Source organism: Actinacidiphila rubida (genome assembly GCF_900110255.1).
GTDB classification, from domain to species: domain Bacteria; phylum Actinomycetota; class Actinomycetes; order Streptomycetales; family Streptomycetaceae; genus Actinacidiphila; species Actinacidiphila rubida.
Window position 1 is genome coordinate 12,086 of record NZ_FODD01000012.1, and the last position, 13,977, is coordinate 26,062.

Genomic DNA, 13,977 nt, shown 5'->3' on the forward strand with positions numbered 1-13,977 from the left:
ACACCCGCCAGGAGCCCCGTGACCACTGTGCAACCGCCCGCCCGCGTCGCCCTGTTGCGTCGCGGATTCGCCCTGGAGTACGCCACCCTGGCGTGGAACGTCGCCGGTATCGCCGTGCTCGCCTACGCGGCGGTCGCGGCGAGGTCGGTGGCGCTCGCCGGATTCGGCCTGGACTCCCTGATCGAGATCGGCGCCTCGACCGTGGTCCTGTGGGAACTGTCCGGGAGCGGCGAGGAGCGACAGCGCCGCGCGATGAAATGCATCGGGGTCGGTTTCGCCCTGCTGGCGGCCTACCTGCTGGTGCAGTCCACCTGGGTCCTGGCCGCCGGGTTCCGCCCCCACCCCTCCCCGCTCGGCATCGCGTGGACGGCCGTCACCGCGGCGGTGATGTTCGCCCTGGCCGCCGGCAAGGCCCGCACGGGTGCCGCTCTGGGCAATCCGGTCCTCGCGACGGAGGGCCGCGTCACCTTCATCGACGGGCTGCTCGCGGCGGCCGTGCTCCTCGGCCTCGTCCTGAACGCCGCGGCCGGCTGGTGGTGGGCGGACCCGGCGGCCGGGTACGTGCTCGTCCATTACGCGGCCCGCGAGGTCAGGGAGGTCTTCCGGCACGGTCACGGGGGCTGAGCGGGCCACGCGTCAGTACAGGGACGGCTCCGTGTCGCCCGCGGCGGCGTCGGCGCTGACCGCGGCGGCATCGGCGCTGGCCGCCGGGCTGTCGACGACACCGAGGCGGAGGTGCTCGATGTGGTGGACGGCCTGGTCGAGCAGTGCGGCGACGTGGTTGTCGTGGAGCGCGTAGACGACGGAGCGGCCCTGGCGGGTGCCGGTGACCAACCCGAGGTTGCGCAGCAGGCGCAGCTGGTGGGAGCAGGCGGACTGCTCCATGCCGACCGCGGCGGCCAGTTCGGTCGCCGCGCAGGGCCCCTCGCGCAGCCGGGCCAGGATCAGCAGTCGTGAGGGCGTCGAGAGGGCCTGCAGCGTGGTGGCGACCTGCGCGGCGTTCGCCGGCGTCAGGCGGGTGCGCGGCGTGCTGTCGTTGCGTGCTCCGTGGCCCATGGCACCATCCTACGAAATGAATGCATGAACGAGTCTTCATGTATTCCTGTTACCGTGGTCGGGTCGTACCCCCTTCGCGAAGGAACCGCTCCCGTCATGACCTCCGTCCTCGTCCGGCGCCCGGCCCAGGCTCCGCCGGAGCCCGCACCCGCCGTACCCCCGCGCCGGCGCACCCGGATCCTCGCGCTGCCCGAGGCCCGCTGGGCGGCGGCCGCCCTGGTGTCGTTCCTGGCGGCACTGCCGCTCCATCTGGCCGGGGCTCCGGCCTGGGCGTGGGGGCCGCTGTTCGCGCTGGCCTACGCCACCGGGGGCTGGGAGCCGGGCTGGGCGGGCCTGCGGGCGCTGAAGGACAGGACCCTCGACGTGGACCTGCTCATGATCGTCGCCGCGCTCGGCGCGGCCGCGATCGGGCAGGTGCTGGACGGCGCGCTGCTGATCGTCATCTTCGCCACCTCCGGTGCGCTGGAGGCCGTGGCCACCGCCCGCACCGCGGACTCCGTCCGCGGCCTGCTCGACCTCGCCCCGACGACCGCCACGCGACTGGGCGACGACGGCGGCGAGGAGACCGTACCCACCGGCGCGCTCGCCGTGGGCGACACCATCCTGGTGCGGCCGGGCGAGCGGGTCGGCGCCGACGGCCGCGTGCTCGACGGCACGAGCGACGTCGACCAGGCCACCATCACCGGCGAGCCCCTGCCGGTGGCGAAGGAAGCCGGGGACGAGGTCTTCGCCGGGACACTGAACGGCACCGGGGCGCTGCGGGTGAAGGTCGAGCGCGACCCGTCGGACTCGGTGATCGCCCGGATCGTGGCCATGGTCGAGGAGGCCTCCGAGACCAAGGCGCCCACGCAGCTGTTCATCGAGAAGATCGAGCAGCGCTACTCGATCGGCATGGTCGCCGCGACCGTCGCCCTGTTCGTCCTCCCCCTGCTGCTCGGGTCGGCGCTCCAGCCGACACTGCTGCGGGCGATGACGTTCATGATCGTCGCCTCCCCGTGCGCGGTGGTGCTGGCGACCATGCCGCCGCTCCTGTCCGCGATCGCCAACGCCGGACGCCACGGGGTGCTGGTGAAGTCGGCCGTGGTGATGGAGCGCCTCGGCCAGGTCGACGCCGTCGCGCTGGACAAGACCGGGACCCTGACCGAAGGCGCGCCCCAGGTCACGGACGTCCGCCCGCTGGCCGCCGCCGGCCCGAGCTCAGGCGTGGGGGGCCGCCTGAGTGAGGACGCGCTGCTGCGACTGGCGGCCGCCGCCGAGCACCCGAGCGAGCACCCGCTGGCCCGAGCTGTCGTGAACGCCGCGCGCGCCCGCGGTCTCGACATCCCGGCGGTGCGGGACTTCGCCTCCGCGCCCGGAGCCGGTGTCACCGCCACCGTCGGCGGCACCGTGGTCGCGGTCGGCAGTCCGGCCCGGCTGCTGAACGGCCGCGCCCACCCCGCCGCCACGGTGGCCGCCGCCCTGGAGGCCGAGGGCCGCACCGCCGTCCTCGTCACGGCCGACGGCACCCCGGTGGGCGTGCTGGGCGTCGCCGACCGCCTGCGCGACGACGCCGCCGCGACCGTCACCGCGCTCACCGCCCTGACCGGCGGCGCGCCGGTGCTCGTCACCGGCGACAATCCCCGCGCGGCCACCCGCCTGGCCCGCGACGTCGGCATCACCGACGTGCGCGCGGGCCTGCTGCCCGAGGAAAAGGTCCATGCCGTGCGGGAGCTGGAGCAGGCGGGGCGCAAGGTCCTCGTGGTCGGCGACGGCGTCAACGACGCACCGGCGCTCGCCGCCGCGCACACCGGTGTCGCCATGGGCCGCGCCGGTTCCGACCTCGCCCTGGAGACCGCCGACGCGGTCGTCGTCCGCGACGAACTCGCCACCGTCCCGACCGTCGTCGGCCTGTCCCGGCGGGCCCGGCGCATGGTGGTGCAGAACCTCGTCATCGCCGCGGCGTTCATCACCGGCCTGGTCGTCTGGGACCTCGCCGGCCACCTGCCCCTGCCCCTCGGCGTGGCGGGCCACGAGGGCTCCACGGTCATCGTCGGTCTCAACGGCCTCCGCCTGCTCGCCGACCGGGCCTGGCGCCGCGCCGCCGGGTGACGACCTCGCGCCGGTGCCGCATCGCGACGTTCCGCACCCGCCCCGATTTCTACATCATGTAGTACGCTCCCGTGAGGCCACGGCCCGCGACGGAGCCGTGTCGTGCGGTCCGCAGCTGCTCGCCGCCCCTCCCGGGCGTGGTTCCCGCGCCTGGCCGGTACCGTGGCCCACGCTCGTGCGTACGGGTCGGACGGGCCGGACGGCGGCATTGCGTCCGCCCCACCCGAACCGCGGGGCGAACACGACGGGCCACGTGCTCGCTCTCGTCCCGCGGGCCCGCTCCGGTCGCGCCCCCACCGCGACCTGCCCCCACCGTCTCAGGAGTACTCATGCCCCTCGGTTCGCCGTACCTCGCCCCCTCGGAGACCTGGAGCGACACCTCCCTGCTCCATGCGCTGGAGGAGGTCGTGGAGCGCGAACTCGACCGGCACCTGGGGGTGGCCAAGGAGTGGATGCCGCACGAGTACGTGCCCTGGAGCGACGGCCGCAACTTCGACGGCGTGCTCGGCGGCGAGGCGTGGGCCCCCGAGCAGTCCAAGGTCTCCGAGGTCGGCCGCGTCTCGCTGGTGGTGAACCTGCTCACCGAGGACAACCTGCCGAGCTACCACCACGAGATCGCCACCCTCTTCGGCCGGGACGGCGCGTGGGGCACCTGGGTGCACCGGTGGACGGCCGAGGAGGGCCGGCACGCGATCGTGATGCGGGACTACCTGCTGGCCAGTCGCGCGGTCGACCCGTGCGAGCTGGAGCGGTTCCGGATGCGGCACATGGCGGAGGGGTTCGAGCACGACCACCGGCACAGCGTGCTGCACTCGGTCGCGTACGTGGCGTTCCAGGAGCTGGCCACCCGGGTCTCGCACCGCAACACCGGCCGCGAGTCGGGTGATCCGGTGTGCGAGCGGATGCTGACCAGGATCGCCACCGACGAGAACCTGCACATGGTCTTCTACCGGAATCTGCTGGCCGCGGCGCTCGAACTGGCCCCGGATCCGGCGCTGGTGGCCATCCGCGACGTCGTGGTGGACTTCCGGATGCCGGGGCACGGGATGCCCGGTTTCGAGCGCGCCGCGGCCCGGATGGCCCTCGGCGGGATCTACAACCTGCGGGTGCACCACGACGACGTGCTGCTGCCGGTGCTGCGGCATCTCAAGGTGCTGGAGCTCGGCGGGCTCGGCCCCGACGGGTTGCGGGCGCAGGAGGAACTGGGCGTGTTCATGGGCGGTCTGAACGATCAGGCGGTGCGTTTCGACGAGCGGCGCGCCGCCCTGCTCGCCCGCCGCCGGGCCCGCGCCTGACACGGGGCCCGGATCGCCGGGTTCCTCCCACCCGGAGGAGCTGGGCCGGACGGACGAGATCCCACTGGTGACCGATCGGGAGGTGCCGGGTGACGGAAACGCAGGGCCGTGGGGAGGCCCGGCGGCGAGCACGCGGTGAGCTGGAGGGCGAGGTGCTGTCGGCCCTGTGGGCGGCGGGCGGGCCGGTGACGGCGGCCGTGGTCCAGGAGAGCGTGCCCGGCGCCGCGTACACGACGGTGCTGACGATCCTGACGCGGCTGTGCGACAAGGGCCTGGTGACCAGGCGCCGCGAGGGCCGCGGCCACGTGTACGCGCCCGTCGACGACCAGGCCGGGGTCGTGGCCGCGGGGATGCACTCGCTGCTGGACGAGGGCGGCGACCGCGCGGCGGTGCTGGCCCGGTTCGTGTCCGAGCTGTCCGACGAGGACGAGCAGCTGCTGGAGCAGGTGCTGCACGGCGAGCCGCCCGGCCGGGAGTGACCGCGTTCCCCGACGTTCCCGTACTGAGGCCTGAGAAGCGGGCGGCCTGCGCCGGAAGCCGGTGGTGCGGGCCTTCGAGGTCGGTTCCGTGCGGGAAGGCCGGGCGCCCGGCCCGGGGGTGAGCCGGGCGCCCGGAGTGAGGAGGGCGCCGTCAGCCCGCGGTCCGGCGGGCGGTGACCGGCTCGGTGACCGGCTCGCCCATCGGCTCGGGGACCGGCACGGCCGTCCGCTCGGCGGCCGGCTGGGGCTGCGCGTCGGCGGCCGGCTCGGCCGTCAGCACGGGCCGTAGCGGGCCCCGGCCCAGCGCCGCCACGAGCGGGGTGGCCCAGCGGCGCAGCGCGAGACTGATCACGAAGGCCACGGGGAGGGCGAGGACCGCGGACCCGAGAACGTCGTGCGGGTAGTGCGCGCCGACGTAGACCCGGCTGAAGCCCTCGACGAGCGCGAACACCGCGGCGATCGCGCACAGCCGGCGGTTGAGCAGGAACAGTGCGGCCACCGTCGCGGCGGCGACCGTGGCGTGCCCGCTGGGGAAGGCGTAGTCCGAGGGCGCGGGGCACGCGTCGACCAGGTAGGCGTGCGGCATCGAACGGCAGGGCCGCACCTCGCCGACGATCTTCTTGACCACTTCGGCGACCGCGAAGGCGGTCACCACGGCGACCGGTGCGGCGAGCGCGACGGTCATCGCCCGGGTGTCGCGGCGGCGCGCGGTCCACCAGCCCACGACCATGAGCACCGCGAAGACGCCCAGACCCAGATTGGTCCACACCTCCATGGGCGTGTTGAGCCACTTGGTGTCCCGGGCGAAGTCGGTGACGGAGGTGAACAGGGAGCCGTCGATCCCGGATCCGTCGAAGGCCAGCTGCGCGGTGGCGGCCGCGGTCATAGCGGGACGTCCTTCCGTAGGAGCACGACGTGTCAGGTGGGTCCGCCGCGTCGATGCCCGCCCGGATCCGTTGGTCCGCCTTCACGGTCGCGTGTCCTGTCGGTGCCATCCCGGTGACGTGAAGGTGACTACGGGAGAAACGTACTACATGTTGTAGGAGAGCAGTCCGGAGGGATCCCGTCGTCGCAGCGGCTCACCGGCTCCTGGCCGGCCCGGGCTACGACGAGGCGCCCGGCGCTGATTCCTCCGGACGCGGTGCGCGGTCCGCGGGGGCCGGCCGGCGTCCGGCCCGACGGCCGCGCATCCACTGCAGCGCGGCGGGCAGGAGCCCGACGGCGAGGACCGCGGCCACCGCGGGCACCAGGTAGGCCGATCCGTGCCGCCCGCTCTCCCCCAGGGCGTATCCGGCGAGCACCATCGACTGCGACCAGGCGAGTCCGGCCAGGATCTGCCACGCCGTGAACGTCGAGACGGGCATGCCCAGCAGTCCGGCCGCCGGGTGGACCAAGGTGCGCACGACCGGGACGAACCGCCCCAGGACCAGCGCCCGTCGTGGCCCGTAGCGCGCGAAGAGCGCCTCGGCCCGCGCCATGCGGGAGCCGGCCCTCCGGCCTGTCCCGCGGTGCCGCAGGGACACCCGCCCACGCCGCCCCAGCCAGAACCCGGTCTGCGCTCCCGCGATCGAGCCCGCACCCCCGCAGGCAAGGACCAGCGCCAACGGCAACCGGGCGGAAGGCGGCACGCCCGCGGAGCACGCCAGTCCCGCCGGCAGGAGCAGGGTGTCCCCAGGGAGGAACACGCCCAGGACGGGTATCCCCGCCTCGGCGAAGACCACGAACAGGACCGCCCAGGCACCGAATCTGCCCAGCATGGCCTGCGGATCCAGAGCGCCGGCCATGACCGCTGAGCCCGGTGCCATCGACGATCCCCTCCCTGCGAGCGCTTCACCGACCCCCGGGCGCGCCCCTCCCTGTTTTCTACATCATGTAGGAGATCTCCGGGCGGCGTTGCCGTAGGGGAAGGACCCCTCCGTGGCGCGGCGGCCTTGCCCCCGCCCTCTCGGATGATGCCCGGCAGGGGCCACCAGATCGCTCGTGCGCAACTGGTGCGATGTCCTTCCCCGGCCCGCGCGCCCCCGGACGCCGACCTGGCGCGCGACGGCGACGATCCGGCCTGCGTCACCAGCCGACCGGACGTGTGGCGCTACGCGCCCCCGCGGGGGCCGGAACTCTCCCCCGCACCTTCGCTCTTCACGTCGCCCGCCCGGCCTTCCCCGTCGGTCCCCGCCGCGTCACCCGACCCGGGGCCGACGGGGCCGAGGGGGTCGACGCGGCCGAGGAGGGCGAAGCCGGCCGCCAGCCATCCTGCGGCCAGCAGCCAGGACCCGAGGACGTCGAGCGGCCAGTGCACCCCCAGGTAGACACGGCTGAGCCCGACCGCGACCGCGTAGAGGACGGCCGTCGCGCTCGTGATCGGCGTCCACGACGGACGGCGCCTGGCGACAGCCACGACGAGCAGGCCGGCGCACACCGCAGACGTGAAGGAGTGGCCGGACGGGAACGAGAACCCCGCAGCCGATGTCGCCCACCGGGCGACGGGCGGCCGCGGGCGCCCGAAGCCGTGCATCAGGGCGTCGCGCAGCAGCTGGCCGCAGGCCAGCCACAGGACGGGCGCCAGAAGGAGCGCGACACGCGCACGGCGAGGCCGGGCGGCCGCTCGGCGGCGAGCCAGGACCAGGCCGGCGATCAGGGAGACGAGGTACGGCGCCACTCCCGTGCCGAGCACGGTGACGCCGATCGCGACGCGCCGTGCGCCGGGGGGCCGGTGGTGGGCGCTCCAGTCGATCGCCGCCCGTTCGAAGCCGAACGGCCCCCACCCGTGCGCGGCCAGGGCGACGGCCACCGCGGCGAACGCCGCCAAGGCCGCCGCCACCACCGCGGGCCACCGACGCAGGATTGCACTCATGCGGAAACACCTGCCCACGCTGCACCGTCTACACGACTGTAGACCGCCGGAACTCTCCTCCTCCCTCACGGAGGAGAGTGCTCCCGGGGCGGGCCTGCCCTGCCGAAGGGACGTGCCGGACAGGCCCCCACGGCCCGGATGACACGGGACTACGCCGGGTTCCCGGGCTGGAGCCGCGGGCCGTGCGCGAATGCGTAGGTGCAGAGCACGAGACGGTCGCCGACCCTTCGCGTGTCGACCGGACGCAGCGCCTTGCTGCCGCTGGTCCCGTCGAAGATCCGCAGGCCGGCTCCCACTACGACCGGGAACACCACCAGCCGCAGTTCGTCGGCCAGGTCCTGTTCGGTCAGCATGCGCACGAGCTGGTAGCTGCCGTAGACCAGGATGTCCCCGTCGACGTTCTCCTTCAGCTCCGAGATCTCCTTCACCACATCGCCGTTGACGAGAGTGGCATGGCTCCACCGAGGGTCGTCGAGCGTCGACGACACGACGTACTTGGGGATGCTCTTCACCCGGTCCGCCCACGCGCGGCTCACGCGGACGTCCGCGTCGTCGCCCGTCAGCATCCGGGACGCGAACCACTCACTGGTCCGTCCCCCCAGCAGCAGCGCCTCGGCACCCAGCACTTCCTCGGTCTCGCGGGCGGCCCACGCCGCGAGGTCCTCGCCCTCCACGAACTGGTGGAACCAGCCGCCCCGCTCGAAGCCCTCCTCGCCGTCCGGGTCCTGGACCACTCCGTCGAGCGTGGCGTTCGAGCTGATGATGATCTTTCCCATGGTCCTGCTCCTCTGAGAGTCCTGCCCGCGGGCAGTCCGTGTCCGGGGCGCGCCCCGGAACGGGACCGCCTCCCATCGGGCAGACGCCGGCTCGGTCGCGAAATGGGCGCCCGGGCATCGCCCATTTCGCGGGCCGGGCGACGTCAGTACAGGTGGGGGAAGCGAACGCGCCCCGCGCGAGAGGAAGGGAAGAGCGAGGATCCATGGCCACGGAGAGGGACACGACGGACCTGATCGCCCGGGCCCGGGCAGGCGACCAGAACGCGTTCCGCGACCTGGTCCAGGGCCACTCCCACGAGTTGGAGGTGCACTGCTACCGCATCCTGGGATCCCTGCAGGACGCCGAGGACGCACTTCAGGAGACCCTGCTGTCCGCCTGGCGTCACCTCGGCGAGTTCGGCCAGCAGTCCTCACTGCGGACATGGCTCTACAAGATCGCGACCAATCGGTGCCTGAGCATGGTGCGGGCCGACCGCCGACGTCCCAGGATCGCTCCCCCTCGGCCCGCGGCCACCCTGCCCGAGCCCAGCGGTGCCGGCGACGCCCCGCCCTGGCTGGAGCCCTACCCCGACGTCCGGCTCGACCGCTTCGTCGACCAGCGCCCCGGGCCGGAGGCCCGCTACGAGAGCACCGAGGCCATCTCCCTGGCCTTCGTCACCGCCCTGCAGCTGCTGCCCCCACGCCAACGCGCCGCGCTCGTCCTCCGCGACGTCCTCGGCTACCACGCGGCGGAAGCCGCCGAGATGCTGGGCACCACCCGGGAAGCCGTGAACAGCGCCCTCAAACGCGCCCGCACCACCGTCGACAGCCACCTCGCCGTGTCCGGCGGCGGCGGCAACCACCGGCCCGCACGCCGCCCCGGCGACGCCTCCGAACACCGGCTCGTCGCCCGGCTCACCGACGCCCTGGAACGCGCCGACCTGGACGCATTGATCGAACTGCTCGCCACCGACGTGCGACTGTCCATGCCCCCGGCCACGCTGGAATACCGCGGCATCGCATCGGCCCGGCGCCTCTTCGCCGCCGTCGTCTTCCGCCCCGGCCGCGACTACCGCGTGGTCCCGACCCGCGCCAACGGCCAGCCGGCCTTCGGCGTGTACATGGCCGACCCCCACGCGCGTGTCCACCGCGCCTACACGCTGCTGGTCGTCACCACCGCCGGCGACCGCGTCACTTCCCTCTCCGGCTTCAGCGACACCACCGTCATGGCGCGCTTCGGACTGCCCCGGACCCTGCCGAAGCGGACCGGCGGACCCCTGGCACCGCTCCGCCGCCTGCCTGGCGGCGGAGGATGACTCCGCCGCCAGGCTGCCGCTGCGGACCTGACGTCACCCCAGCAGGCCCAGGTCGACGGCGTCGGCCATCGCCTGCATCCCGTCGGCGTTCGGGTGCAGGTGGTCGCCGGAGTCGTAGCGCGGGTCGAGGGCGGTGGGGTCGGCCGGGTCGGCGACGGCCTTGTCGAAGTCGACGACACCGTCGAAGGCCCCGCCGGTGCGGATCCAGGTGTTGACCGCCTGGCGGAGGCTCTCGGCCGTGTCGCTGTAGTAGCCGTTGCCGCGGTCCGGCAGGAGGGTGCCGCCGATGATGCGCACGCCAGCCGCGTGGGCTTGGCCGATCAGCTCCTGGTACCCGCCGATCAGGTCCTGCGCGGTGAGCGGGCCGCCGCCGGGGCGGGCGTTGTTGCCGATGTCGTTGATGCCTTCGAGCAGGATCACGTCCTTCACCCCGGGCTGGCCCAGTGCGTCGTGGGCGAACCGCTGGGTGGCGCTGACCCCCTGCCAGATGTTGGGCACGTCGGTGAGGACACGGTTGCCGCCGATACCGGCGTCCACCACGCCCATCGGCCGGCTGCCGGCCAGTCTCCTGGCCAGGTCGTCGGGCCAGCGCCGGTACGCGCCGGCCGGGGTGTTGTAGCCGTCAGTGATGGAGTCGCCGAAGGCCACGACGGTGCCCCGGGCGTCGGGCGACAGGACGTCCAGTCCCGACAGGTAGTACCAGGAGGTGGTCGACGCGACGTAGTTCCCGTCGCCCGTGTCGGCGGTGTGGTCGCCGGCCGCGGACAGGTAGGTGGTGTCGAACGCGTCCGAGTGCCAGGTGGCCGAAGTCGTCGCGTCGGGAAGGTAGATGCTCACCAGGATGCTGCGGTCGGCGGTGACGGTCATGGGGACGGGATCGCTGACGGCCTCGGTCCCGGCGGCCAGTGTCAGGGAGGCGTGGTGGGCGAAGGTGACGGCGTGCCCGGTGCCGGGCACGGCCGTCGCCCGGTCCGCCTGCACGGCCACGCTCGTGGACCGGATGGTCAGCGGGGTGGTGCCCCGCAGGTTGGACAGGTGGATGCGCAGTCCGTGCCCGTTGACGCTGGAGTGGACCACCATGCGGATGGTCCGGTCGACGAAGTCGGGCCCGCCGATGGTCATGCTCGGCGACCATGCCGCCAGCCGCTGCCCCGGGGCCGTGTGATCGGCCCCGGGAGAAGCGGGAGAGGCAGCGGGTGCGGCGGGGGCGGCAGGTGCCGCCGGGGCGGCACCGAGCAGGGTGGTGACGACGGCGGCCACCGCGGCCAGCACCGGCGCCGTCCGCTTCTTGACGAGGAACATGTCTGCCTTCCTTCGGCCCGTGACGGCCGGTCAGCTCAGCGTGAAGCCGTCGACGAGGAGGTAGGAGCCACCGCGTTTGGTCACCGTCAGCGTGTGCGGCCCGTCGCTCAGGCCGGAGACCGACCAGAGTTTCTGCTGCACGTGCCGTTGCGGGGTGTCGGCGCTCACCGTTCCCCGGGAGACGCCGTCGAGGGTGATGCCGACGTCCCCTTCGTCGGAGTTGGTCTCGGTCAGGAAGCCGACCGCGGTGCCGGTGAAGGTGAGGGTGGCCGACGCGCCGTCGTGCTCGGTGTAGTGCACGCCGTTGTCGAGGTCACCGAGGTTGCGCGAGCCGCTGGAGGACCAGCTCCCGCTGTAGGCGACGCGCAGGTCGTCGTCGTCGGCCTGCGGGCCCGGCCGGATGCCCGGTCCCGCCGCGGCGACGAGGGCCTGCGCGGCGGCCGGCCAGTTGCCGTCGGTCACGACGGTGGCCTGCTGGAAGGAGATGTTCGTGCCGTTGTCGTTGTAGGCGGCGGTGTCCGACCAGTTGTCGTGGATGGAGTCGTCGTGGATGCTCGGCGTCCACAGGTTCAGCCAGAGCGAGCCGTTGCCGTAGCGCACCAGGTTGTCGTGGGTGTTCCACTGCGAGCTGCCCTCGTCGTGGTAGATCATGTTGCATCCGTCGATGCACTCGGCGAGCACGTTCCCGGTGAACTCCGCGGGTGACGCCAGACCGCCGAGGGTGTAGATCGGCCCGCCGTCGAAGAGCGCCCCCATGACGCTGTGCACGTGGTTGCCGACGATGTGGTGGCCGCCGGCGTAGGTGGTGCCGTGCGCGCACGGGGTGGGCAGGCCCTGCTTGGCCTGCAGCGTGCAGTCCGAGGCCCAGCCCCAGCCCCAGCCGATGGAGATGCCGGAGTAGGGCGTGTAACCGACGTCGTTGTGCGACAGCGTGGTGCCGCGGCTGTAGCCGACCCAGATGCCGACCGCGTCGGCGTACTCCTGGCCGGGGAACTGCACGACACTGCCGGAGACCGTGTCGCCGCTGGTCATCAGTGCCGGATCGGTCTGGTAGTAGTCGTCGACCTCGCCGATGGCGACGCCGGTGCCCGCGGTGTCGGTGACGGTGCTGCCGGTCACCGCCGAGTCCTGTGTCTGGTCCGCGAGGTCGATGCCGCTGGTACCGGTGTGCGTGACGGTGTCGCCGTCGAAGGTGATCCGCAGGCCGCGGTGCACCTGGACGGCGGCCGGGATGCGGGTCGGGGTGTGCGTGGTCGGGTCCCAGAGGACACCGGCCTGGTTGTCGACGTAGCCCGCGGCGGTCGGGGCGGTCCAGGCGGTGCCGGTGAAGGTGAGGCCGGAGAAGGTGATGTCGTGCACCGGCGCGATGGCGTCCGGGATCACCGTGAAGCCGTCCACCAGCAGGTACGACCCGCCGGTCTTGACCACGCGGAGGGTGTGGGTGCCCTTGGCCAGCCCGGTGACCGAGACCATGGCCTGCTGGGCCAGCCGCACCGGTCCGTCGCCGGAGACCGTGGACACCTTCGTGCCGTCCACGTAGACGTCCGCGCTGCCCTCGTCGTCGTTGGTCTCGGACAGCATCTGGATGCCGGTACCGGTGAAGGTGTAGCTGACCGCGTCACCGTCGGTCGAGGTGTAGTGCACGTCGGCGTTCAGGTCGCCGAGCGGCCGGCCGCCGGAGTAGTTCCACGAGCCGGTGTACACGGCCCGCCAGTCGGTGTCGTCGAGCGGCGCGAGGTGGCCGGGGGTGCCGGACGCGTCCACCAGCTGCGACGCCACGGGGAGTTCGACGTCGGCCGTCGCCAGGTCCTCGCCCGGCCGCGGCACGTAGTACAGGTGCCCGGCGTCCTGGTCGAGGTAGAACTGGCCCGGTGTGCCGAGCAGTTGATAGGCGTTCTCCAGCCAGCTCACACCGTCGAGGGTCGGCAGGCCGGCGCCGTTGAACGGGAACCCGGGGTGGGGAACCGAGGTGTGGTTGTTGTTCCAGCACGCGGGGTCCACCGTCAGGTTCGAACCGCCGGACGCGGAGGCCGTGAGGGAGGCGAGGGGGCAGCGCATCTGCTTCCATCCGCTGTCGCGCACGACCTCGACCCGGGCGGCGTCCGTCCACGAGGCGTACGCGGGGTCCGCGGTGGTGAACCCGGTGGACGTGACGGAGAATCCGGACGGGTCGCGCGGGCCACGGTCACGGTCGGCGCGTACGCCGTTGACGAACAGTTCGCGGGCGGCGGTACCCGCGGGCACGTCGGCACGGTAGATGTTCCGGGCCGCGTCGACCCTGGTGAACCCCGTGACCTTGACGGCGCCGGTGAGCACCGGCTGCTGGCCGGCGGCGGCCTGATAGACCACCGGGTGGCCCGGCCGCCCGGAGTCCTGGACGCCGAGCCGGAACGGACTGGTCAACCGGTAGGTCCCGCCCTGCAGTTCGACCACGACGTCCCCCGGCGCCGTGGGGACGAGCGACCGCGCCTGGTCCCGGGCGGTGTCCAGCGCACAGGGGCTGTGCGTCGAGCAGGCCGTGCCGTGCCCGTCGGGCGCGACGGACAGGGTGTCGGTCGGTGGAGCGGCTCCCGCCGAACTGCCGCCCACCACACCGAAGGTGGTGGCGACGACGGCCAGGAGGCATGCAACAACAGCCCTGGGCATGTGAGTTCTCCAGAGGGCAGGCAACGATGCGGGGGAAGACGTCCCATGAATGTACGGGACTACCCCCCTCCTTCCTAGGCCTCGCACAGCTTTTCCCCCTGGAGGTCCGACCTTTCCGCGGGGCCTCAGGGCCCTGATGTCCGGAAGGCCTGAGTCGGGGCGCCGGCGCGTGCGGCGCGACGCGTGCGC

12 protein-coding genes are annotated in these 13,977 nt (G+C 73.2%); 5 read left to right on the forward strand and 7 right to left on the reverse strand.

The window, feature by feature from the left end; translation table 11 throughout:
• The first annotated feature begins 18 nt into the window (after positions 1-18).
• The gene (locus BMW99_RS13820) at positions 19-624 is read left to right on the forward strand and encodes a cation transporter (protein ID WP_069461885.1); all 606 of its coding nucleotides are present in this window, start codon (positions 19-21) and stop codon (positions 622-624) included.
• A gap of 12 nt (positions 625-636) precedes the next feature.
• On the opposite strand, the gene BMW99_RS13825 is transcribed toward BMW99_RS13820, so the two are convergent.
• Positions 637-1,056, reverse strand: coding sequence for an ArsR/SmtB family transcription factor (locus BMW99_RS13825; protein WP_069461886.1), 420 nt, complete (start codon positions 1,054-1,056; stop codon positions 637-639).
• A 96-nt stretch (positions 1,057-1,152) separates the two neighbouring features.
• On the opposite strand from BMW99_RS13825, the gene BMW99_RS13830 reads away from it, so the two are divergent.
• The 3 genes from BMW99_RS13830 (at position 1,153) to BMW99_RS13840 (ending at position 4,918) form a co-directional block, all read left to right on the forward strand.
• Complete coding sequence (locus tag BMW99_RS13830; protein WP_069461887.1) at positions 1,153-3,144, forward strand: heavy metal translocating P-type ATPase; 1,992 nt, start codon at positions 1,153-1,155, stop codon at positions 3,142-3,144.
• Positions 3,145-3,473: 329 nt separating this feature from the next.
• Complete coding sequence (locus BMW99_RS13835) at positions 3,474-4,439, forward strand: acyl-ACP desaturase (RefSeq protein ID WP_069461888.1); 966 nt, start codon at positions 3,474-3,476, stop codon at positions 4,437-4,439.
• An 89-nt stretch (positions 4,440-4,528) separates the two neighbouring features.
• Positions 4,529-4,918: a BlaI/MecI/CopY family transcriptional regulator gene (locus BMW99_RS13840; protein WP_069461889.1), complete on the forward strand. Its 390-nt coding sequence runs from the start codon at positions 4,529-4,531 to the stop codon at positions 4,916-4,918.
• A 151-nt stretch (positions 4,919-5,069) separates the two neighbouring features.
• Here BMW99_RS13840 and BMW99_RS13845 read toward each other — a convergent pair whose 3' ends face one another.
• The 4 genes from BMW99_RS13845 to BMW99_RS13860 form a co-directional block, all read right to left on the reverse strand.
• Positions 5,070-5,804, reverse strand: a complete 735-nt coding sequence (locus BMW99_RS13845) for a phosphatase PAP2 family protein (RefSeq protein WP_069461890.1) — start codon at positions 5,802-5,804, stop codon at positions 5,070-5,072.
• 217 nt (positions 5,805-6,021) lie between these two features.
• Entirely contained in the window at positions 6,022-6,723 is a 702-nt protein-coding gene (locus BMW99_RS13850; protein WP_069461891.1) for a DedA family protein, read from the reverse strand.
• 284 nt (positions 6,724-7,007) lie between these two features.
• Entirely contained in the window at positions 7,008-7,769 is a 762-nt protein-coding gene (locus tag BMW99_RS13855) for a phosphatase PAP2 family protein (RefSeq protein ID WP_107451402.1), read from the reverse strand.
• Positions 7,770-7,918: 149 nt separating this feature from the next.
• The gene (locus BMW99_RS13860) at positions 7,919-8,545 is read right to left on the reverse strand and encodes a dihydrofolate reductase family protein (protein ID WP_069461893.1); all 627 of its coding nucleotides are present in this window, start codon (positions 8,543-8,545) and stop codon (positions 7,919-7,921) included.
• Positions 8,546-8,748: 203 nt separating this feature from the next.
• Here BMW99_RS13860 and BMW99_RS13865 point away from each other — a divergent pair, with 203 nt between their 5' ends.
• Positions 8,749-9,840: an RNA polymerase subunit sigma-70 gene (locus tag BMW99_RS13865; RefSeq protein WP_069461894.1), complete on the forward strand. Its 1,092-nt coding sequence runs from the start codon at positions 8,749-8,751 to the stop codon at positions 9,838-9,840.
• A gap of 33 nt (positions 9,841-9,873) precedes the next feature.
• On the opposite strand, the gene BMW99_RS13870 is transcribed toward BMW99_RS13865, so the two are convergent.
• Positions 9,874-11,142, reverse strand: coding sequence for an SGNH/GDSL hydrolase family protein (locus BMW99_RS13870; protein ID WP_069461895.1), 1,269 nt, complete (start codon positions 11,140-11,142; stop codon positions 9,874-9,876).
• A gap of 30 nt (positions 11,143-11,172) precedes the next feature.
• Positions 11,173-13,788 (reverse strand): hypothetical protein, encoded by a 2,616-nt coding sequence (locus tag BMW99_RS41310; protein WP_069461896.1) that lies wholly within the window; start codon positions 13,786-13,788, stop codon positions 11,173-11,175.
• Between the last annotated feature and the right edge of the window lie 189 nt (positions 13,789-13,977).

Coding starts and splice junctions, on each gene's coding strand:
- BMW99_RS13825 (WP_069461886.1), bottom strand. CDS start 1,056: ATGGGCCACGGAGCACGCAACGACAGCACGCCGCGCACCCGCCTGACG.
- BMW99_RS13850 (WP_069461891.1), bottom strand. CDS start 6,723: ATGGCACCGGGCTCAGCGGTCATGGCCGGCGCTCTGGATCCGCAGGCC.
- BMW99_RS13870 (WP_069461895.1), bottom strand. CDS start 11,142: ATGTTCCTCGTCAAGAAGCGGACGGCGCCGGTGCTGGCCGCGGTGGCC.
- BMW99_RS13835 (WP_069461888.1), top strand. CDS start 3,474: ATGCCCCTCGGTTCGCCGTACCTCGCCCCCTCGGAGACCTGGAGCGAC.
- BMW99_RS41310 (WP_069461896.1), bottom strand. CDS start 13,788: ATGCCCAGGGCTGTTGTTGCATGCCTCCTGGCCGTCGTCGCCACCACC.
- BMW99_RS13830 (WP_069461887.1), top strand. CDS start 1,153: ATGACCTCCGTCCTCGTCCGGCGCCCGGCCCAGGCTCCGCCGGAGCCC.
- BMW99_RS13865 (WP_069461894.1), top strand. CDS start 8,749: ATGGCCACGGAGAGGGACACGACGGACCTGATCGCCCGGGCCCGGGCA.
- BMW99_RS13845 (WP_069461890.1), bottom strand. CDS start 5,804: ATGACCGCGGCCGCCACCGCGCAGCTGGCCTTCGACGGATCCGGGATC.
- BMW99_RS13855 (WP_107451402.1), bottom strand. CDS start 7,769: ATGAGTGCAATCCTGCGTCGGTGGCCCGCGGTGGTGGCGGCGGCCTTG.
- BMW99_RS13860 (WP_069461893.1), bottom strand. CDS start 8,545: ATGGGAAAGATCATCATCAGCTCGAACGCCACGCTCGACGGAGTGGTC.